Raw genomic sequence first — 20,701 nt, 5'->3', positions numbered from 1 at the left:
TGATCCCCCCAGGGAGTCCCGCGGCATCCCGTTCTTCCCAGCTCTCTCTGGCACCCACCGGAACCCTGAACAGATGGACGACCTTTCCGTCATCGACCGCTTCATGGAGGCCTTCATCCGCTACATCGACAGCGGGTTCGGGCTGCTCGGACCCGATGTCGCTTTCCTGACCACGGTGCTGGTCGGCATCGACATCACGCTCGCCGGGCTGTTCTGGGCCATGGGCGGCGAGGACGATATCATCGGCCGCTTCCTAAAGAAGATCCTCTTCGTCGGCGCCTTCGCGCTGATCCTCGGCAGCTTCCCGGTGCTCGCCGAGGTGATCTTCCGCTCGTTTGCAGGCCTCGGCCTCACGGCCGGCGGGGGCACGATGAGCGCCGACGACCTGCTGCGCCCGGGCTTTGTCGCGGGCACGGGGTTCGATGCCGCCAAGCCCATGCTCGACGAGGTCGGCGAACTCATCGGGTTTGTGGGCTTCTTCGAGAACTTCCTTGCGATCGCGGTGCTGCTCATCGCCTGGCTGGTGGTCGTGCTCGCCTTCTTCGTCCTCGCGGTCCAGCTGCTCGTGACCGTGATCGAGTTCAAGCTGACCGCGCTCGCGGGGTTCGTGCTCGTCCCGTTCGCGCTGTGGAACCGCACCAGCTTCCTTTCCGAGCGTGTCCTCGGCAACGTCGTGGCCTCGGGTATCAAGCTCATGGTGCTCGCCGTGATCGTCGGCATAGGCTCCGGCTTCTTCGCCGAGTTCGTCGCGGCGGGGCAGAGTGCTTCCGGCGAGACCGATCTCGCGCAGGCGATGAGCCTCGTGCTCGGGAGCCTCGCGCTGCTGGGGCTGGGCATATTCGGACCCGGGATCGCTTCGGGACTCGTCGCCGGCGCGCCGCAGCTCGGCGCCGGAGCCGCGCTCGGCACGGCGGCCGCCGCGACTGCGACGCTCGCGGCGGGCGGGGGCGCGGCGCTCGCCGGAGCGCGCGGACTTGCCGGCGGATCGATGGCCGCGCTGCGCGCTGGCACGGCGATGGGCTCGGCCGCCTCGACCGCCTACCGCCTCGGCCAGGAAACCTCGGGCTCAAGCTCCCTCGGTGCGGGATTGAAGGGCGTCGGTAGCGCCGCGGCCGCCACGGCGAGGTCCCGGATGAGCGGGACCGGCGGGCTTGCCGCCGCTGTCGAGAGCGGCCGGCGCGCGGCGATGTCCGCCGGCGAGACACGCGGCCCGGCGCCGGCCGGCAGCGGGGATCGATCCGATACGTTCGCGCCCCCATGGGCGCGGCGGCTGCGTTCCGAGCAGTCGGCGCGCCACAACCGTCACGCCGCGCTCTCGGCGATCCGCGAAGGCGATCGCGGCGGCGCGGGCATCAACCCCGACATCAGCGAACGGGAGGATTGATCCCATGAAGTTCAGACGTGCGGCACAAAGATATGGCGATACCCCCGAGCCCGAGACACCCTACCAGCGCGCCGGGCAGGTGTGGGACGAGCGGATTGGCTCTGCCCGCGTCCAGGCACGTAACTGGCGGCTGATGGCGCTTGGCGGACTGGGTCTTTCAGCGGCGCTCGCGGGCGGCCTCCTGTGGCAATCTCGCCAGAGCCGGATCGTCCCGTATGTGGTCGAGGTCGACCGCCTGGGTGAAGCCCGCGCGGTTGCCCCCGTTGCGGCGGGCTACCGGCCGACCGATCCGCAAATCGCCTGGCATCTTGCCCGCTTTGTGAGCGAGGTGCGCTCGGTCTCGCTTGATCCGGTGCTCATGCGGCAGGACTGGCTCGCTGCCTACGACATGGTCACGACCCGCGGCGCGAAGTTCCTCGGCGAATACGCCCGCGCCGCCGACCCCTTCGCCGGGGTCGGCAGCCGCACCGTCTCGGTGCAGGTCACAAGCGTCGTGCGGGCCTCGGACCGCTCGTTCCAGGTCAAATGGACCGAGACCGCCTACGAGCGAGGCAGTCTCGCGGGGACCGCGCGCTGGACCGCGATCCTTGGCATTGCCCTGCGCCCGCCGGCCACGGCCGAGGCGCTGCGCAAGAACCCGCTCGGGCTCTACGTCGATGCAATCGACTGGGCGCGGGAGCTCGAAACCGCGCCGGCTACGCCCCGGCCGGCTCCCGTCACGACCGCTCCCGAAAGGACCTTGCCATGAAGAGCTCTCCCCCGATCCCGGTGACGATCCTGCTGCCCGCGATGCTGCTCTCCGCTTGCGCCGGCAAAGAAAGGCTCGAGACCGCGCCGCCCGTTCCGCCACAGTCAACGCTGGTCGAGGCGCACAGGGAGCCAGACGCCCCGCCGTTCTTCACCGAGCCCGTGGTTCAGGCGCTGGCGGCGCCCGCGCCGGTTGCGATCGCGGCGCCGGTGTTTGCCGCGGCGTCCCCCGCGCGGCCCGCCGGCCCGCCGCTATCCCGGGTCGCTGCCGCCAATCGCGAGGCCGTGCGCGAGCCGAGCCGCGAAGCCTGGCTCAATGCGGTGCAGGTCTACGACTGGACGCAGGGCGCAATCTACCGGCTTTACACCGCGCCCGAGCGCGTCAGCGAGATCGCACTTGAACCAGGGGAAACGCTGGTCTCGGTCGCGGCCGGCGACACGGTGCGCTGGGTCATCGGCGACACGGCCAGCGGCACCGGTGCGACGCGGCGGACGCATGTGCTGGTCAAGCCGACCGCGCCCGGGCTCAGCACCAACCTCGTGATCGCGACCGACCGGCGTGTCTATCACGTGCTGCTCGAGAGCAACTCGGGCGCGGCGATGGCGAGCATGTCGTGGTCCTATCCCCAGGGCGCGCTCAAGGTACTCGATCGATCGGGCGAGGCGGGCCCGCTGCCGGCGGAGCGCGTGGCCGGCATCAGCCTCGAACGCCTGTCGTTCGGCTATGCTATCGAGGGCGACGATCCACCGTGGCGTCCGCTGCGCGCCTTCGACGACGGCACGCAGGTCTTCATCGAGTTCCCCGAAGCCCTCGCGCAGGGCGAGGCGCCCCCGCTGTTCGTCAGCGGGGAAGGAGGCGTGACCGAGCTCGTCAATTATCGACTGCGCGGGCGGTACTATGTCGTGGATCGCCTGTTCGCCACAGCCGAACTGCGGCTCGGCGAGGGCCGGCAGCAGGTCGTGCGGATCCTTCGCACGAGCGCCGGCGCTTCGGGGCGGCGTTCGCGGAAGGGCGGGCGATGAGCGGCCCCACGCTCGAGCGGGGGCCGGTCCTTCCCCCGAAGGAGGATCCCGATACCCTGGTGCTGCGCGGTCGTCCGCGCACCGCCGTGCGCTTCCGTCGCGGGCTCGTGATCGGATTGGCGGGTGCGGCCGCGGCGGGGCTCGCCGGCGTGACCTGGTTCGCGCTTGAGCGGCCGAATTTTCGAGTTGCAAGTATCGATGATGATGGAAGCGTGCCGGCAAGCGCCGGCCTCCCCGACACGCTTGCCGATGCCCCGGGCAGCTACGGCGATGTCCCAGAGCTCGGCCCGCCGTTGCCCGGAGACCTCGGTCGGCCGATCCTCGAGCACCAGCGCGGTCTGGAGGAGCCTGCGCCCGGCGCGCAGGAAGTGTCCGCTGCAGACCAGGCGCTCGTTGCCGCGGAGGCGGAGCGGCAGCGCCGTGCCGCCGAGCGCGAGGCGGCGCGATCGTCCGGCTTGCTCGTGCAGCGCTCGGGGCAAGGCGCCAGTGCGGGGCCGGAGGATGCGCCGGCAATGGCGCCCGCCACTGAGACAATCGCTTCCGCTCCGCAGGCTGTCAAAGCCGGGCCTTCGATCAGGCCGGCGCCGTCGCCGTGGACGCTCACCGCGGGCACGGTGATTGCCGCGAGCCTCGTCACCGGGCTCAACTCGGACCTTCCCGGCCTGGTCATCGCGCAAGTGACCGAGAATGTGCGCGACAGCGCGACCGGGCGCACGGTGCTGATCCCGCAGGGCGCGCGCCTGGTGGGGCGCTATGAAAGCGGGGTCGCCTACGGCCAGCGGCGGGCGATGCTCGTGTGGCAGCGCGTCGTCTTTCCCGACGGGTCGTCGGTCGAACTCGGCGATATGCCGGCTACCGACAGGGCGGGTTACGCCGGCCTTGAAGATGGCGTCGACTTTCACACTGGTCGGTTACTCAAAGGCATTGCGATGTCGACCCTCCTCGGCGTCGGTACCGAGATCGGCCTGGGCGACGACGAGGGCGACCTGACACGGGCGCTGCGCGAATCCGCGCAGGACAACGCCGCGCGTGCCGGCGATCGCATCGTCGCGCGCGATCTCGAAGTCTCACCGACGCTCACCGTCCGGCCTGGCTGGCCGGTGCGCGCGATCGTCAACGAGGATCTCGTCCTGCGCCCTTGGGAAGACAAAGCTCCATGACCGAACTTCGCCTTCAGAAGCTGCCCGACCGTACCCCGATCAAGGTCACGATTGCGCTCATGCCCGAGCTGCATGCGGCTTTGTGCGATTACGCCGAAGTCTACCGCGACACATACGGGGAGGCCGAACCGGTCTCGGAACTCATCCCGCAAATGCTGGCGGCCTTCGTCGCCAGCGACCGCGGATTTGCGAAAGCGCGCAAGAACCTGCCCGGTTCTGTTCAACGCCATGTCTGAAAGCGGCGAGCAACCCGAGAGGCTTCTGCGGCTTGCCGAGGTGAGCCGGCGTGTCGGGCTCGGCAAGTCGATGATCTATGACTTGATCGGCAGGGGCCTATTCCCGAAACAGTACAAGATTTCGCCGTTTGCGGCGCGGTGGAGCGAGCGGGAGATCGTCGCCTGGATTGCCGATGTGAAGGACGGGTTTGAGGGCAAGCGGCGAAAGTTCTGACGGCCTCTTGGAAGGACAGCGCGAGGGTATTGCGCCCGTGCAGCCCCCACCAGAGCTGAACCAGGAGCCTCAGGACGCAATGACAGCGTCGACCTGCCGACCAGCGCGTTGGGCAGGAAGAGCCCTAAGCCGCGCCGTGACGAAATCCTGCAGGGTGCCGCCATTCGCCGGCCGAATCCCGCCGCGGGGGTCGGCAGGCACGATCAGCGTCGCGCCGACTGACAGAACCGCGTCACGACGTCGGCCAAGTGCTAACTTGCCGCTCGTTTCAAATTGGCTCGCACGTCGGGCGGCTCGGTAGATCCGGGTGGGCTCGCCTCATGCCGATCCAATCGATCCACTACCTCGAGGGATTGATAGGCTCGCTTTCAAACCAAGCTTGCTGGAGTTGTTCCGGTCTAGTTCGTCTCATGGTATCCCCGCCAGCGAAATTCCGGGCAGCACTGCCAACCGTGTTTCTCCCGACGCTGGGTGCAATCGCCCTCCTGGCGCTGATCATCGGGTCGGTGCTTCATTACTCCACCAGTCGGTCCGACGACCTGGCCGCTGAGCGACAAAATCGGCTGATCGCGCTTGGCATGCAGCAAGCCATTGCGAAGGTCGTAAACGATCAGGAGGCTTCGACCCGCTGGGACGATGCGGTTCAGCAGTTGCGCAAGCGGCCGCTCGATTACCGGTGGATCGACAACAATCTCGGGATCTGGTTCCACTCGTACTACGGACACGACGAAGTCTACCTGCTCGATCCGGGTGACCAGCCGATCTACGCAATGCAAGGAGGAGTTCGTGCTGATCCTGGAACTTTTCGACGGGTAGCGACCCACGCCCTCCCGCTGGCCGAAGAACTACGCAGCACTCTTCGGTCACCTTCGCGTCCCCTCACAGCCGGCGAAGGCGAAACGCCCGGTGTGTGGGACATGGTCGTCGTCGCGGATCGACCTGCCATCCTGAGCATCAAGCCCATCGTACCCGAGACGGGGGAGGGCAGTCAGCAGCCGGGTACGGAATACCTGCACGTCAGCGTGCGCTATCTTGATGGAACGTTGCTCAATCGCCTCTCACGCGACTTCCTGGCCAAGGACGCAAAGTTCAGCTGGAAGCCCCAGGGCGAGGCCTCGCTGCCAGTCCGAAACCGGGCAGGGCTGACCATCGGCTATATAGTTTGGGCCCCGTTCCAGCCCGGCGAGCAGGTCGAGAGGCGAATGATCCCGGCGCTGGCTTTGGCGCTGATGTTCGTGGCAGCCTTGCTGGCCTGGCTTCTCCATCAGGCGTGGTTGCGGGCGCGAGAGGAACGAGAGCTGCTCGAACTCACGTTCGAGAATGTCACCCAGGGCATCCTGCTTACCGATCCCAACTTGCGGCTGATGATCTGGAATCAGCGGTTGTGCGATATGTTCGGCTTTGCCCCCGACGCGCTCAAGGTCGGCACAGAGCTGCGCGAACTCATTAGGATCAACGCCGAGCGCGGCGAAGTGGGGGAAGGAGATCCTGCGGAGATCACCGACAAAATCATCACCTCGATTGCGAAGGGTGAAGAGCAGCGAGCCGAGATGCTTCGCGAGGACGGCCGCATGCTCGAGCTTTTCGGGCGGACAATTTCAGGCGGGCGTTACCTGCTCATTACCCGGGATGTGACCGACGAGCGCAAGGCTGCCCGCTTGAAGGAGGAACTGGTCTCGACTGTCAGCCATGAGCTTCGCACCCCCCTCACAGCGATAGCCGGGTCACTGGGGCTGATGGTGGGATCAACGGTAGAGCCCGAAAAGGGAGCCAGGCTGGCGCAAATCGCGTTGCGGAACTGCGAGCGCCTTATAGCGCTTGTGAACGACCTCCTCGACATGGACAAACTGGCGTCGGGAACCGCCGAGTTCGAGTTCAAGGACGTCGACCTGCGCGACCTGGTACGAGATGCCGTAGACCATAATCAGCCCTACGCAGAGCGCTTCGGGGTGACGTTGAAAGTCCAACTGACCGCGAGACCGGTCATGGCCCGCGTCGACCCTCTCCGTATAGAACAGGTACTGGCCAATCTGCTCTCGAATGCCGCCAAGTTTTCGCCCCGCGGCAGCGAGGTCCGGGTGCAGCTGGAAATTGAGGGCGCCAAGGCTCGGATCAGTGTGATCGATCAGGGGCCGGGTATCGCTCCCGAGTTCAGGAGCCGGCTCTTCACGCGTTTCGCGCAGCAGGACGCCACATCGCAGAGGCAGCAGTCGGGCACCGGGCTAGGTCTCGCGATCACCAAGGCCATCGTGGAGCGGCACGGAGGTCGGATCTGGCTGGATCCCGATGTGCCCATCGGCTCGACTTTCCATGTGGAGCTTCCGCTCGCAGGCAGTTGGATCGGCACGTCAGCGAACTGACCCCATTTTACCTCGCGCCTTCCACGCGGGCAGGAAACGTCGATGCCGTGATAATCGCGTTGAGCGCCAATGTGGCGCTCAACGAGATCGGGCTGGCCTCATCAAAACGTCTTCTTGACGCTGACGGCCCATTCACGCGGCCGTCCCGGCTGCCCGGACACAAGCCCGGCGCCGGCGCCCGTCAGGTCAAAACTCGTCAACAGGTAGTATTTGTCGAACAGGTTGGTCACTTCCAGCGAGACCTCGAGATCCTCGTCAGGATTTCTCCAGGTCAGGCGAGCATTGGCCAAGGTGTAGCCATCGATATGGTTGTTTGGCCCATTAACGGCGTTTGAGAAGATGTCCGACTGGTAGGAGGCATCGACACGCGGCGTGATCGAACCGGTGGTCCCAAGATCGATTTCATACTGCACACCTAGCGCCCACTTCCACTTGGGGGTGTAGGGGGCAATCATCCCTTCCTGCACGCCCCCTGGCGCGCTCGGTCCGCCTGCCTGCGGATTGATCGAGGTGTAGTCAAAGTCGAGATAACTGAGTGAACCGTCAACGAGCAGTCCATTGCCCGGGTCAATGGTCGTCTCCAGTTCCAGGCCCTTAATGTGCGCGTCGCCGGCGTTCTGCGGGAGGGCGCAGGGGCCGGGCCCGCCGAACTGCGGACAGGCAAGCAAGGTGAGCTGGATGTCGGTGTAGTCGGAGAAGAACGCCGCCGCGTTCAACCGCACAACCCGATCGAAGAGGTCGGTCTTGATGCCCACTTCATACGCGGTGAGGGTTTCAGGACCGAACGGCTGAACCTGTGCCGGATTGAACGGCCGCGGGCCAATGCCGCCGCCTTTGAAACCGGTGGAGACCTGCGCGTAGGTCATCACCTCGTCACTCAGGCGATACTGCAGGTTCACGCGCCAGTCGAATTTGCTGCCGTCGTAAACGCCGGTCACCCCGTCAAGCGCGCCCAGGAACGGGTTGAGCGAGCCGTCCCGATTACGCCGGGAGAACGTATAGTCCTTGTGCTCGTCAGTGTAGCGCGCGCCGAGATTTAGCGTGAGCGCGTCGATGATCTCCCAGGATAGCGCCGCGAACGCGGCCTTCGTGCTGGCGTTGACCGGATCGTCACCCTGGAACTGGAGCGGGATCGGCGCGTAGCGGATGTCCTGGAACGTCGCGTACGTGGAGCGCTGGTCCAGATAGAAGGCGCCGAGCGTCCAGTTGAGGGCATCGTCGAGCATCGAGCCGTTGAGCCGGAGCTCCTGGGTGAACCCCCAGTAATCGAGGTTGCCGAAACCGTTGGAGATCGCCAGCGGCGAATTATCATCGTCATTGGTGAAATCGAGATCGTACTGGCGATACGCCGTGATCGACTGCAGCTGCAGATCGTCGTTGATGTCGAAGTCAATCTGGCCCGAGACGCCCCAGCCGTTGAACTTGGACCGGCCATCGCCTCGCGTCTCGATGAGCGGAAAGCCGGCGACGGGAGGCGTCTGCCAGGATCCCGCTGGCGAGAAGTAGCTCGCGTAGTTGCAATACTGTCCGCAGATAAACCGGCTATCATAGGGAACGGCGGTAGCATTCCCGCGAATGTTCGGGTTGGCGGTGTTGTTCGCCAGAAGCAGGACGCTGGCGGCGGCGTTGCGATCGTCATTTGTGTAATCGGCAATGATATTGACGTCGATGCGGTCAGAGGGCGTGTAGCGCAGCTGCACGCGACCGGCCTGATAGTTGACGTCCCCGTCGCGCGTGATCCGGCAATCGCCACCGGTAAGGGAGGCGACGCCGCCAACAGCCGGATTGAGGGTCGAGCCCGGAGGATTGACGCAGCCAAAGTCGAGCCGGTCGACGTAGCCTCCCTGCTTTCGCGCCACACCGGCAACGCGCATGAACAGGTCGTCGGTTAACTTGAAGTCGGCGCCCGCGCGAAGGTCGATCCGGTTACGGCTGCCATAAGCGCCATAGACATATCCGCTTCCGTCGCCGGTTGGTCTTTTGGAGAAGAGCTTTACCGCACCGCCGATCGAGTTCTTACCGGCCAGCGTGCCCTGCGGCCCGCGAAGGATCTCAACCCGCTCGAGATCGAGCAGGTCGAAGATCGCGCCTGTAAGGGTCGCATAGTAGACGTCGTCGACATACAGACCGACGCCGGGCTCGAGCGCAGGGTTGAAGTCGTATTGGCCGACGCCGCGTATCGATGCCGCGAGCGAGGGTCCAAAGGCGGGTCCTTGCGGTTTGAGGGTGACGTTAGGAGCCTGAGCGGCGACCTCAGCGATGTTGGTTTGACTGCGCGCCTGGAGCATTTCGGCGTTCACCGCCGTAATGGCTATCGGCGTGTCCTGCAGGCGCTGTTCTCGAAACTGGGCGGTGACGACGATTTCCGCCTCCTGGCCAGGGGTTGGCTCGGAAGCCTGGTCGGCTGGCTGGGGATCGTCCTGGGCTGCCGCGGGCATGGCGCCGAGCGCCAAAACCAGAGCAGCGATGCTCGCGGAGACTAAAGCGCCACGCGACGTCGAGCAAACAATCTTTCGCATCCCAAGCTCCTTTTTTGTTTCTTAATTACATACTTTTCAATTCTTCTCTTCATTCAATTAATAGGAAATATATGAGATCGGTGAAATTGTTTATGGTGTTGTCACGACCAATTCGTAATTTGTCTCAGGCGATATTTTGAAAGGCGGGTTGAATTTGTCACGTCTCAATCATCGAGCTCCGGCATGATCGTCGGCCGGGCGGAAAGATCGATCACTCGCTGCTGAGCTTCCATCATGACCTCGTCCTGCGCCGCTCCTATTCTGTGAACAAGGTTCATTGAACGTTGTTCACTTGTCAAGCGAACGCGTCTGGACAACAATCCCTTCGTGAAACTGGATCAGCGACAGATCGTCGAAGCAGCCCTGAGCCTCGCTGATGAGGAGGGATTCGAGGCGCTGAATATGCGCTCGTTGGCGGGGCGCCTGGGAGTCCAGGCTTCCGCGCTCTATTGGCATGTAGGAAGCAAAGATGAGCTGTTGGCTCACATGGCGGGGACATTCTACTCGCGCGCCTACGCGGCCGCCCCGAATGACGCTTGCTGGCGTGACTGGCTCAAAGCCTTTGGGCATGCCTTTCGCCAGGCCCTGATGTCGCATCGTGAATCGGCCCGGTTATGCGCGCTTAATCGTCCGATCGACCTCGACACTAACGCCGCAGCAGATCGCCTGGCAGCCCCGTTGGTCGCTGTTGGATTACCACGAACAGAGGCGCTCACCTACCAGGCCTCGGTCTATTCCCTGACCCTGGGGTGGGCCCTATACGAGCAATCGGAAACGCTGCACGATCATCTCGACGAGTTGGTCGGCTTCGATCGGAGCTTTGCCGTTGGCCTTGAATCGTTGGTGGCAGGATTTCCCGAACCTGCCTGCGGAAGCCTGGATGATTTGTAAGGCCGTCCGGCAGCTGAGCGAGGCGAATTCGTTGCTCCCAGGAAGCGCCGCAATCTAACTCGCCTCAACAGTAGCACCTGCGGCGGCCCGCTCAAGTAGTTCAGCAACAGCCTCTGGCTTCGAAACGTAGAAGGCATGGCTGCCGCCCGTTTCGCTAACGGTTGCACCAGAGCGCTCGGCCATGAAGTGTTGCGCGGGTGGCGGGATCATACGGTCGTCAGCGGCGACGAGATACCAGCTCGGCTTCGCCTTCCAGGCCGGCTCGGTGATCGCCCCGGCAAGCGCCTCAACTCCCCAAGGCACCTGCGAGTCCGCCATGAAAGCAGCCTGATCGGGGGCCACGTCGCCTGCAAACGAGGCGGCGAACTTGTCGCGGTCGAGGAACAAGAAACCGTCCTGAGGGGGAAGAATCGGCGGCACCGGCGCGCCAGGAGGCGGGTTGGCGATCAGCGATGAAACGGACTCGCCCACGTCGGGCGCAAAGGCGGCGATATACGCCAGCGCCTTCACCTTCGGGTCGTTGCCGGCCTCGGTGATGACCACCCCGCCATAGGAGTGACCGACGAGGAGAACCGGGCCGTCCTGGGCGGCGATCGCCCGCTCGGTGACGGCAACGTCATCGGCCAGCGAGGTCGTTGGGTTCTGAACGACGGTGACGTTGTAGCCCTTGCCCGTGAGGATGCGGTGCACGCCTTGCCAGCCTGAGCCGTCAACGAAGCCGCCATGGACGAGGACGATGTTCTTGATGCGAGTCATACCTTGCTCCTTATATAAGCACGATAAACATTATCGCGATACATATTAGGTACAGGCCCACGGGACCGTTGTCCAGATATTTCTTATCGCGATATGCATTTTTGAGGTAAGGTACCCTTGAACCGTAAAGGGCATCGATACCGTGACCGATTCCATCCCGCTGGAAAACCAACTCTGCTTCTCGCTTTACGCAACGACGATCGCGATCAACCGCGCCTACAAGCCGCTGCTCGACTCGCTTGGAATTACCTATCCGCAATATCTCGTGCTCAGTGCGTTGTGGGAAGAGGACGGGCGGACGATCACCGCAATCGCCGATCGCCTCGCCTTGGAACCCAGCACGATCACGCCGCTGGTGAAGCGCCTCGAAGCTGCGGGCTTCGTCGGCCGCCTGCGCAACCCCGCTGACGAGCGTCAGGTCCAGGTGCGCCTAACCGCCAAAGGCGGAGCCTTGCGCGCAGAGACCACCTGTTTATCGGATACTCTGCTGAAACGATCGGGCATGACGGCCGATCAGCTGATCGAGTTGAATACGAAGGTTCACTCGCTCCGCGATGCCCTCGTCGGTTCGGGTTAGCTTGGATCGCCGGGGGGGCCTGTCCGGCAAACCCAGTGGCGGGTCATGTCCCCGTTCTAGTTGACCTACGTTCCGCCGCCATCCATCGCCGTTAGATACCGCCGTGCATCCCACCCCTCACGCACGACCGGCTTTTCGTCGAGCAATTTGTGGAATTGGAGTTCCTCCAAGGGCGCCGCGAAAAGAAATCCCTGGCCAATCGAGCAACCCAGCTCCCTGACGATCGCGCGTTCAGCCTCCGTCTCGATCCCTTCGGCGACAACCCTGATATTCAGCGCGGCGCCGAGTTTGACCACGCTTTCCACAATGATCCGCTTGGCCGAGCTGTGCACCAGCTCGTGCACGAAACTTCGATCGACTTTGATCTCGCTGAGCGGGAAACACTCCAGGTAGCGCAAGTTCGAATACCCGGTGCCGAAGTCATCGACGCAGATACCGACTCCCAGGCGACGCAACTCTCCAAACGCGCGGCGCAGATTCTCCGGTTCAGGCGCCATCAGGTCCTCGGTGAGTTCCAGCGTGAGCCATTCGGCCCGGCACCCGGTTTCGTCCAGAACCTGTTGGACAAGGGTCACCATATCCCGTTGCGTGAACTCGACGACCGAGACGTTGAAGGCAAAGCGGATGGGGGCCGGACGGCCGCGATTGACCTGCGCCGTGTACGCGGCAATCGTGCGAAGGCCCCATGCCCCGATATCCAGAATTGCCCCAGTTTCCTCCGCGATCCCGATGAACCGGCCCGGAGGTTGCAAGCCGAACGCGCCGTGATTCCAGCGCAACAAGGCCTCCGCTCCGACTAACTGTCCGGAGCCAAGGTCGAATTGAGGCTGATAGTGAAACAGCAGCTCCTGGTTGGGAACGGCGGTCGGGAGTTCGCTTGCCAGCCGTATGCGATTGCGCGCGTCCCGCTCGTCTGCCGCCGCGAACGCATGGGGTAGATGTCCTGGCTTCAGTTTCGAGCGCTGCAGGGCTGCGCCGGCCTGCCGCATGAGTTGGAGGGCATCTGCATCGACGGGCCCGACCGCAAAGCCTGCCGCGAACTGCACCGTCAACGACGCGCCTGGAAGAACAAATCGCGGCTTCAGCAGTCCCAGGACATCGTCGACGGCCGCAGCCGCCTCGCTCGAATCGTCTATCTCGAACACCAGAGCAAAGCTGTTCGTGCCAACACGCGCCACCGCAATACCAGATACCGTCGCCAGGCGTGCGGCAGCAGCGCGAAGCAGTTCGTCGCCAACGTCATAGCCAAAACCGCTGTTGACGTCCTGAAATCGGACCATGTCGAGCTTGACCATCAACAAAGTAGTCGACGCCCGCGGGACCCTCGCCGATAGTCGATCGAACAGACCGTATTGATCGAGCAGCCCGGTCAGGCGATCGATACCCACTGCATGGCTCGCGTCGCGGATCAGGCCCACAAAATGAGTCAGCTGCCCTGCGTCGTCACGCAATGGAATGAGGCGCAAGGCGTTGCGGAACATCGTGCCGTCCCGCCGATAGTTGCGCAGTGTCACGGAACACGAACGGCCTTCGATCAACGCGGCACGGATGTCGGCTATTTCTGGCTGCAGACGATCGCTGCCCTGAAGATAGCGGCAATTCTTGCCGATTGCCTCGGCTGCCGGGTAACCGGTGATCGACTCGAATGCCGGGTTCACATGAACGATGGGCTGACCTCTCATGCGCATGTCGGCAATCAGCAGGCCGTCGCTGCAATTCTCGAGGGCGAGAGCGATTGCGCTCGGGGGAAAGGTCGATTGGTTTGATCGCGCTCTCAAAAGGGGCCAGCGCGCAGGTTTGAAGACTGAACCCCCTGTCGGGGGACCAAGGGCTTCATTCACTTCAGAGATCATTGCGCGGCACCCTTGCAGAGGAGCAGGCAGCTGGCTGAGCCGCCGAAACGGGCCGATACCCTCTCAAAGCCGCCTTTCGTGCCGCGGCAGGAGAAATTCGCATGTTTTGGCTCCTTGGCGACCGTGAGGCCCTGGGATCGGGGCTTCAACTTCGATGAATTCAGGACAAATTGGGGCCACTTCAGTCGTCTCTCGAACAGCACGAGCTCGCGGAATGAAACCGAAAGCGGTATTCCAGAGGGGTGACGCCGAACGCGCGCAGAAATGCTCGCCTGAGGGTTGCTGTTGATCCAAAGCCTGCCGCGTAGGCGATCGTCTTGAGCGGCGCGGTACTCCCATCCAGCAGACGACGAGCGATGTCTATTCGGCTCAATTCCACATAGGCGGCAAGGCTGACACCCAACTCCGCCTGGAAAAGCCGAGAGAGGTGTCGAGAGCTCAGGCCCACCGCCTGAGCTACGGCCCCCAGACTCAAATCCGCCTGCGGGTTTTCGAGAACGTATAGCCGAATTCTGTCGATCGGGCCGGTCGCTGATAGCTGGGTGATTAGGGTTGCACTAAACTGCGACTCTCCGCCGGGTCGCTTCAGGACAACGACAAGCCGGCGCGTGCTCAGGTGAATTGCGGTCATTTGTGCTGAGCCTTCCGATGATGCGTCGCAGTAAGGGATCTTCCTGTCGGGAGTGCAGCGCACTCCGGCGCACCGGCGAGGCAGCCGCGCCCTCTTCAGATTCGCTTCTTGAACTCCGGCATGAACAAGTTGTTTTTTATTGCTTTCCGGTCGCGAAGATGCGGCACTGACGCCCGGGGTTCAACCTTGGTCAAGTGACACTTCAGGACAAAACGGAGTCATCTTGGTCACTGGCGTCAGTGAAGTTCGTGGTCTGAAACCGACGACGATAATCCAGAGGCGTCACGCCAATTCTGCGCAGAAATGTCCGTCGCAGCGTCGCCGTCGATCCGAACCCTGCAGCGAAGGCAATTGTCTTTATCGGCGCATTGCTATTTTCCAGCAGGCCACGCGCGATGTCTATGCGGGTCAGTTCGACATAGGTGGCCGGGGCCATGTCCAGTTCGGCGTGGAATAGCCGCGACAAATGGCGGGCACTCACGCCGACCACTCCCGCAAGGGCTGTGAGCCCGAGGTCGGCACGGGGACTTTCAAGAATATGAAGCTGAATCTTGTCGATCGGACCGGTGGCTGTCGTTTGTGCGGTCAGCGCCTCGCTGAATTGTGACTGTCCGCCGGGTCGCTTCAGGAACACGACGAGCCGGCGCGCCACCCACAGTGCCATTGCGCGGCCGTGATCTTCCTCGATAAGCGAAAAGGCGAGGTCGATTGCTGCGGTCACACCAGCGGAACTGAAGACCGGCCCGTCCCGAACAAAGATCAGATCGGGCTCAACCCGAATATCGGGAAATTCCGTGGCGAGCCGCCCGGCATATTGCCAGTGGGTCGTGACCCGGCGCCCTGACAGAAGCCCTGCCTGGGCCAACACGAAGGCGCCAGTACACGTGGACCCGTACCGCCGCGCTTGCTCAGCTTGCGTCTGCAACCACCGGATAACATCTTGGCTGGGGGGATCTGGCACTCCAAAGGGACCGGCGACGATCAGTGTATCGCAGGGCTCGGAGGTATCCTCTATACTCGCGTCGGGTACAAATATCAGGCCTGACGCACTCTCGGTGGGAGTGCCGTCTCTGGTTACCAGCCGCACACGATAAGGCTGACCCGACTGCATTTTGCAGTTGGCCTCAAAGAGCGCATCGCGAACACCCGCAACTTCAAGCAAATGCAAGTTGCGAGGGGCGAAAATCGTGATGAGCACGGCGTATCCTCCGCTCTAGGGCGGCTCAAGGTCTCTCGATCGGCCAGACTCCAAAGCGGATGTTTGTGCGATAAGACCAGTTCGCCCAAGGCTAGCAGTTATTTATCATGCGCGCGCTGCTTCTCGTTCTGTTCAGCTTCCTGAGCGGTAATTTCGTTCTTTGGAGGCGAGGCATCACCGGATTTGAGATCAATACGCCTGGATTGAGCGATCTTCACGGTCAAAACGCCATTCAGGTGATCCCTATCCTCTTGGATCATGACCATTGGACTCATTGCCAATCGTTGACGGGCCCCGCAGTGTCCGTCCACCGCAGGAAGCTGGCTAGCCAAGATCGCCTCTCCATTCGTGAGTGTTGCCCTTCTTCCCGCCCCTTGATCATCCCGCCTTGACGATCGTCATTCCACCCATCGTGAATGGGTTTCATACGCGCTCGCAGGAGAGCTGCGATGGCCGTCCAAGCTATGAAGATGATCGAGGAAAGGGGCGAGCAGATCCTCCCGGTTCTTTCGGAAATGGAATTGGAGAAACTCAGGGCTTTCGGCAGCCTCGTGCGGTTTGCCAAAGGAGAACGCCTCACCACGACGGGTGAAAACGTGCCGGGCATGTACGTGATCCTCGTCGGGTTCGTCGTGGTCCGCGAACGCCTGGGAAAAAAGGTAAGCGATCTCGCGCGCCTCGAGCCCGGGATGTTTCTGGCAGACATGGGTCAACTGGCGGGACATCCGGCGCTGGTCGATTCCTTCGCGGAAGTCGATGTCGAGGCCATCCTCGTGCCGACGGACCGCCTGAGGGACCTTGTGGTTACCCAAGCCGGACTGGGTGAAAAGATCATGCGCGCGCTCATCCTGCGTCGGGCCCTGCTGCTCGACATCGGGGCGGGGGGCCCGATCCTGGTCGGACCGGCGCATTCCGCGAAGATCATCCGATTGCAGAACTTCCTGTTGCGCAACGCCTTCCCTCATCAGCTTCTGGATCCTCAAGAGCATGCGGAAGCGAGCGTCTTGCTGCACCAGTTCAACATCACACCGGACAAGTTCCCGATCGTGATCTGTCCATCAGGCGAGGTCCTCATCGATCCGGACGAGGCGCGGGTCGCGCGCTGTGTCGGGTTGCTGCACGACATCGATTCCGCGCGGATCTACGACCTGGCAATTGCGGGCGCCGGACCGTCCGGCCTCGCAGCAGCGCTCTATGCTGCGTCCGAGGGTTTGCATGTGTTGCTACTGGAAGGCAGCGTGTTCGGCGGACAGGCCGGGGCATCGGCTCGGATAGAAAACTATCTCGGCTTTCCTACCGGGATTTCCGGGCGCGCCCTCGCCGGTCGGGCTTATGCGCAGGCCCACAAGTTCGGCGCGGAAATGTTGTTGGCCGCCCCGGTAGTGGGCCTCGAGACCGACGAGACACGGCACCACCAATTACCGGTCGAAGGGAATAACCCGGCAAGAGCGCGAACTGTCGCCATCGCCACCGGCGCTATCTACCGTCGCCCCGCCATCCCCGGCATCGAACGCTTCGAGGTATCGAGCGTGCATTACTGGGCTTCGCCGGTAGAGGCGCGTCTCTGCAGAAACGAAGACATTGTTTTGATCGGAGGCGGCAATTCGGCGGGACAGGCGGCCGTCTACCTGTCCGAGCAAGTGAGGCACCTGCACATGTTGGTTCGCGGTGAAAGCCTGGCGGAATCGATGTCGCGCTATCTGATCGACAGGATCAATGCGATACCCAACCTGGAGTTGCGAACCAGAACGACCGTGACCCGGCTGAAGGGACGTGCTGGGCAATTGCAGCAGGTAACCTGGCGCGACGAGGCCACGGGGCAGGAGACGACTCGTCCTACTCGTCACCTCTTTGTCTTCATCGGCGCCAATCCCAACACGTCGTGGCTTCAGGGTTCGGGCGTGCGACTGGACAAGAACGGTTTCGTCCTGACCGGCACGCAAGTGGCAGAAGGTCATGGCAGCTTCGAAACAAGCGTGGAGGGGGTGTTTGCGATCGGAGACGTTCGGTCAGGGTCGACCAAGAGGGTCGCGGCAGCGGTCGGGGAGGGTGCGCAGTTGATCCCCATAATCCATTCCTATCTGGAGGAAAGAGAGGTCCAAAATCGGTGACTGGCCGTCACTTGGCAATTTCACCGCAAGTATGTCGGTCCACCGGGCCTCAGGCGTCGAGGAAAAGAGGTCTTCGCTTCGATCGACAGGCGCCTCGACAATCGCCCCAGAATGAGGTGCGTCAGGGGAGACCTGGCTTCCGAAGGCTTCGAAAATCGCGAATGGGCCTTTATCGAGCCGGATGCCGAACCAGCATTTGGTTCGCAGGTCACGCTGCACAGGTGACGTCTTCGCGGCTGAAGGGCAGCTGCACCGATCGATCTGTGTCGCGGCCATGATGCTCCTCCCTAGCGCGCTCACGCCCGTCAAGGCGGCGGGGCCCCCCTTCGCAAACCCCACGCCGAGCGCCGAAAATCGTTCGGCAAAGCTGACGACGGTCAACGACGCGCCGCGCGAGGTGGCTCAAGAACCGACCCTGGTTTGACGCTTTAGAGCGAGGCTTTGCATCATGGGTGAGATCCTGCGACCCGGAACCAAGGTTCCCGACTTCAACGCGCCCGTCACGCCCGACCAGACGCTCTCGATCGGCGACCTCAAGGGCCGCCGCGTCATTCTCGCTTTCTACCCGGCCGACTGGAGTCCCGTTTGTGGCGACCAGATGACCCTTTACAACGCGGTGCTCCCGGAGTTTCGGAAGCATGGCGCGGACCTGGTCGGGATCTCGGTCGACGGACCCTGGTGCCATCAGGCCTATGCGAAGGCGAACCAGCTCCATTTCCCGCTGATCGCCGACTTCCATCCCAAGGGGCAGATTGCCCGGTCCTTCGGGGCCTACCGCGAGGACGAGGGTGTTGCCGACCGCGCCTTGTTCATCGTCGACGAAACGGGGCACATCGCCTGGAGCTATTGCTCGCCAATCGCGGTCAACCCCGGCGCCGACGGCATCCTCGACGCGCTCGAGGCGATGCCAAAGCTGGAGACCGCCCATGTCTGACCTGCGCTTTCCCATCGACGACCGCGATCACGTCATCGGGCCCCCCGACGCTCCGGTAACGCTTGTCGAATATGGTGACTATCAGTGCCCGCACTGCCAGGCCGCGTGGCCCGAGGTCGAGCAGGTCCTCGGTCATTTCGGGCGGGAGCTCCGGTACGCCTACCGGCACTTCCCGATCTCGACCATGCATCCCCTGGCAAAACCCGCCGCACAATGCGCCGAATTCGCCGCGGCTCATGGCGTGTTCTGGGAGATGCACTCGGCTATCTATGCCAACGGGCATCAGCTGTCGGGGGCGCTGCTGTTCACGCTTGCACGCCAGCTGAGGCTGGACGTGACCGAGCTTCGCCACGCGCTCGAGCAAGGCCGCTATGCGCCAAAGGTCGAGGCCGATTTCCTCAGCGGAGTCCGCAGCGGCGTGAACGGCACGCCCTGTTTCTTCGTCAACGGCAACCGGCACGACGGATCCTACACCGCCCCGGCCCTCATCGCCGCGCTCGCCGCCGTTGCCCAGAAGGCCCATGCGCCGAACCTCAGCATTGGTCGGTGAAGTCGAGCCATGACAAGCAATCGAAAGAAGGCGGGGCGCATCGACCGCGTGGAAGAGGCGGACCTCGAATCCTTTCCTGCGAGCGATCCCCCCGCCTGGACGTCAGGGCCGGAAATCGATGAGGCTGAATACGAGAACCCGAACAGGACGAAGCGCCGGGCTCGGCCCGCCCACAATCGCAACGCATAGGTCCCAATGCGGAACATCGCGCGCCGTCAGCCGGCTGTCTGTGGGAATGATTGCATTGTGTCGCGGCGTGCAATCTCTAGCCCTCGTCCAGGGCCCTTCGCGATCGTTCGATCCGTGCATACCCGTCTCGTTCGAGCCTGAGGGCGCGCAGTTGCCCCGCGAAGCGTTGGCGCGCGTTCGCGGGTTGCGCGCGTAACACCAGCAACACCTCCCCAAGAGCGCGGCGCAGACCATGCAGCTGGTCGACCAGGTCGAGGATAATCGGGATGCTTTCGTCGTTGGCGCCGAAGTCCTGCCTCAGGTCGCGGATCAGTTGCGTCCGCGCGAGGTCGATTTCGGAGAACGCCCACTCACCGCCGGCGCGCCGCGGGGCGAGCCAGCTCGCCTCGATCCAGAGGTCGAGGGTATCCGCATCGATGCGCGCTCGGTTGAGAAACTCCCGCCGTTCCATGATCATGCCTCCGCGGCTTGGCTCGCGCGCTCGCGCGGTTGCCACTGCGCCACGAGCCGCTCGAGGTCGGGATCGGGATTCTCGGGCAGGACGATCTTCACGGTGACATATTCGTCGCCTCGGGTGCCGCCCGGACGAAGGACCCCCTTGCCCTTCAACCGGAGCTTCTCCCCGGTGTTGCTCCACCGGGGGATGGTCATCGTCACCGCCCCCGTGGGCGTCGGCACGCGCAACTTTCCGCCCAGCACGGCATCGCGCAGCGACACAGCCAGCTCGATGTGGATGTCGTCGCCCTCGCGCCGGAAAAGCGGATGCGGACGAACATGCACCTCGATGAGAGCGTCCCCCGGGGGGGCTTCACCGAACCCCGGCTGCCCCTTGCCGCGCAACCGCAGGACCTGCCCGTCGCGCGTGCCGGGCGGGATCTTGACGTCGAGGGTCGATCCGTCGGGAAGCGTTACCGTGCGTGAGCCACCGTTGACCGCGTCGAGGAAATCGATCTCGAGACTGTATCGCACATCCGAGCCGCGGCGGTTGCGGGCAGTCTGACCGGATCGGCTAAAGAAGGCCGACATGATATCGTCGGGATCGCCAAGGTCGGCGAAATCAGCGAAGCCGGCATTGCTCGCATAGGGGTTCCCGGCCCGGCGCTCGCCGAAATCTCGATAGTAGCGCTGCTGCGGGCGCTCGGCGCCCGACGCATCGATTTCGCCGCGATCGAAGCGGGCGCGCTTTTCCGGATCGCTCAACAGGTCGTAGGCCGAGGAGACCTCCTTGAATTGCTCTTCGGCTTGCCGGTCGCCCGGGTTGAGGTCGGGGTGCAGCTTCTTCGCGCGCCGACGATAGGCTTTCTGGATGTCTTCCTGGGAGGCGTCGTTCTTCACGCCCAGCGTCTTGTAGGGATCGTCGGCCACCGG

General features: G+C 63.4%; 20 protein-coding genes. 12 read left to right on the top strand and 8 right to left on the bottom strand.

What is annotated here, in order from left to right:
* Nucleotides 1-73: 73 nt before the first annotated feature.
* The 7 genes from trbL to ASD76_RS08530 all read left to right on the top strand — a co-directional run bounded on the left by trbL (nt 74) and on the right by ASD76_RS08530 (nt 7,124).
* Complete coding sequence (gene trbL / locus ASD76_RS08560) at nt 74-1,384, top strand: P-type conjugative transfer protein TrbL (protein WP_055921194.1); 1,311 nt, start codon at nt 74-76, stop codon at nt 1,382-1,384.
* A 4-nt stretch (nt 1,385-1,388) separates the two neighbouring features.
* On the top strand, nt 1,389-2,132 hold the full coding sequence (gene trbF / locus ASD76_RS08555; protein ID WP_055921191.1) for a conjugal transfer protein TrbF: 744 nt from the start codon (nt 1,389-1,391) through the stop codon (nt 2,130-2,132).
* A complete protein-coding gene (gene trbG / locus ASD76_RS08550; protein WP_082553692.1) occupies nt 2,129-3,154 on the top strand; it encodes a P-type conjugative transfer protein TrbG in 1,026 nt (341 codons plus the stop codon). Before trbF ends, trbG begins: the two co-directional genes overlap by 4 nt.
* Nucleotides 3,151-4,314: a TrbI/VirB10 family protein gene (locus ASD76_RS08545; protein ID WP_055921188.1), complete on the top strand. Its 1,164-nt coding sequence runs from the start codon at nt 3,151-3,153 to the stop codon at nt 4,312-4,314. Before trbG ends, ASD76_RS08545 begins: the two co-directional genes overlap by 4 nt.
* The gene (locus ASD76_RS08540) at nt 4,311-4,550 is read left to right on the top strand and encodes a DUF2274 domain-containing protein (protein WP_055921185.1); all 240 of its coding nucleotides are present in this window, start codon (nt 4,311-4,313) and stop codon (nt 4,548-4,550) included. The genes ASD76_RS08545 and ASD76_RS08540 overlap by 4 nt, the downstream gene beginning before the upstream one ends.
* On the top strand, nt 4,543-4,764 hold the full coding sequence (locus ASD76_RS08535) for a helix-turn-helix transcriptional regulator (RefSeq protein WP_055921182.1): 222 nt from the start codon (nt 4,543-4,545) through the stop codon (nt 4,762-4,764). Before ASD76_RS08540 ends, ASD76_RS08535 begins: the two co-directional genes overlap by 8 nt.
* A gap of 410 nt (nt 4,765-5,174) precedes the next feature.
* Nucleotides 5,175-7,124, top strand: a complete 1,950-nt coding sequence (locus ASD76_RS08530; RefSeq protein ID WP_162249651.1) for an ATP-binding protein — start codon at nt 5,175-5,177, stop codon at nt 7,122-7,124.
* Between the two features lie 101 nt (nt 7,125-7,225).
* Here the strand turns inward: ASD76_RS08530 and ASD76_RS08525 are convergent, their stop codons facing one another.
* Nucleotides 7,226-9,643 carry a TonB-dependent receptor gene (locus tag ASD76_RS08525; RefSeq protein ID WP_082553690.1) on the bottom strand — a complete coding sequence of 806 codons (2,418 nt, stop codon included), beginning with the start codon at nt 9,641-9,643 and terminating at the stop codon, nt 7,226-7,228.
* A gap of 327 nt (nt 9,644-9,970) precedes the next feature.
* Between ASD76_RS08525 and ASD76_RS08520 the strand changes: the two genes are divergently transcribed.
* Entirely contained in the window at nt 9,971-10,534 is a 564-nt protein-coding gene (locus ASD76_RS08520; protein WP_055921176.1) for a TetR family transcriptional regulator, read from the top strand.
* A gap of 54 nt (nt 10,535-10,588) precedes the next feature.
* Here the strand turns inward: ASD76_RS08520 and ASD76_RS08515 are convergent, their stop codons facing one another.
* A complete protein-coding gene (locus ASD76_RS08515) occupies nt 10,589-11,290 on the bottom strand; it encodes an alpha/beta hydrolase (RefSeq protein ID WP_055921173.1) in 702 nt (233 codons plus the stop codon).
* A 142-nt stretch (nt 11,291-11,432) separates the two neighbouring features.
* On the opposite strand from ASD76_RS08515, the gene ASD76_RS08510 reads away from it, so the two are divergent.
* On the top strand, nt 11,433-11,867 hold the full coding sequence (locus ASD76_RS08510) for a MarR family winged helix-turn-helix transcriptional regulator (RefSeq protein WP_082553689.1): 435 nt from the start codon (nt 11,433-11,435) through the stop codon (nt 11,865-11,867).
* A 65-nt stretch (nt 11,868-11,932) separates the two neighbouring features.
* On the opposite strand, the gene ASD76_RS08505 is transcribed toward ASD76_RS08510, so the two are convergent.
* From ASD76_RS08505 to ASD76_RS18210, 4 genes are all read right to left on the bottom strand, one after another.
* Complete coding sequence (locus ASD76_RS08505; RefSeq protein ID WP_082553688.1) at nt 11,933-13,720, bottom strand: putative bifunctional diguanylate cyclase/phosphodiesterase; 1,788 nt, start codon at nt 13,718-13,720, stop codon at nt 11,933-11,935.
* Between the two features lie 181 nt (nt 13,721-13,901).
* On the bottom strand, nt 13,902-14,351 hold the full coding sequence (locus ASD76_RS08500; protein WP_055921164.1) for a helix-turn-helix domain-containing protein: 450 nt from the start codon (nt 14,349-14,351) through the stop codon (nt 13,902-13,904).
* Nucleotides 14,352-14,553: 202 nt separating this feature from the next.
* Nucleotides 14,554-15,549: a GlxA family transcriptional regulator gene (locus ASD76_RS08495; RefSeq protein WP_055921161.1), complete on the bottom strand. Its 996-nt coding sequence runs from the start codon at nt 15,547-15,549 to the stop codon at nt 14,554-14,556.
* Between the two features lie 98 nt (nt 15,550-15,647).
* Nucleotides 15,648-15,881, bottom strand: a complete 234-nt coding sequence (locus ASD76_RS18210; protein ID WP_156457599.1) for a hypothetical protein — start codon at nt 15,879-15,881, stop codon at nt 15,648-15,650.
* 132 nt (nt 15,882-16,013) lie between these two features.
* Between ASD76_RS18210 and ASD76_RS08490 the strand changes: the two genes are divergently transcribed.
* The 3 genes from ASD76_RS08490 (at nt 16,014) to ASD76_RS08475 (ending at nt 19,144) form a co-directional block, all read left to right on the top strand.
* Nucleotides 16,014-17,660, top strand: a complete 1,647-nt coding sequence (locus ASD76_RS08490; protein ID WP_200943058.1) for an FAD-dependent oxidoreductase — start codon at nt 16,014-16,016, stop codon at nt 17,658-17,660.
* Nucleotides 17,661-18,108: 448 nt separating this feature from the next.
* Nucleotides 18,109-18,594: a redoxin domain-containing protein gene (locus ASD76_RS08480; protein ID WP_055921151.1), complete on the top strand. Its 486-nt coding sequence runs from the start codon at nt 18,109-18,111 to the stop codon at nt 18,592-18,594.
* Complete coding sequence (locus ASD76_RS08475; RefSeq protein ID WP_055921148.1) at nt 18,587-19,144, top strand: DsbA family protein; 558 nt, start codon at nt 18,587-18,589, stop codon at nt 19,142-19,144. The genes ASD76_RS08480 and ASD76_RS08475 overlap by 8 nt, the downstream gene beginning before the upstream one ends.
* Nucleotides 19,145-19,409: 265 nt before the next feature.
* Here ASD76_RS08475 and ASD76_RS08465 read toward each other — a convergent pair whose 3' ends face one another.
* Both ASD76_RS08465 and ASD76_RS08460 read right to left on the bottom strand, forming a co-directional pair.
* Nucleotides 19,410-19,790: a chaperone modulator CbpM gene (locus ASD76_RS08465; RefSeq protein ID WP_235506581.1), complete on the bottom strand. Its 381-nt coding sequence runs from the start codon at nt 19,788-19,790 to the stop codon at nt 19,410-19,412.
* Nucleotides 19,787-20,698 (bottom strand): DnaJ C-terminal domain-containing protein, encoded by a 912-nt coding sequence (locus ASD76_RS08460; protein WP_055921142.1) that lies wholly within the window; start codon nt 20,696-20,698, stop codon nt 19,787-19,789. The genes ASD76_RS08465 and ASD76_RS08460 overlap by 4 nt, the downstream gene beginning before the upstream one ends.
* Between the last annotated feature and the right edge of the window lie 3 nt (nt 20,699-20,701).

Source organism: Altererythrobacter sp. Root672, assembly GCF_001427865.1.
Classification (GTDB): domain Bacteria; phylum Pseudomonadota; class Alphaproteobacteria; order Sphingomonadales; family Sphingomonadaceae; genus Croceibacterium_A.
Note: the sequence above shows the minus strand (reverse complement) of the source record. Positions and strands in the feature narration are given on the sequence as shown.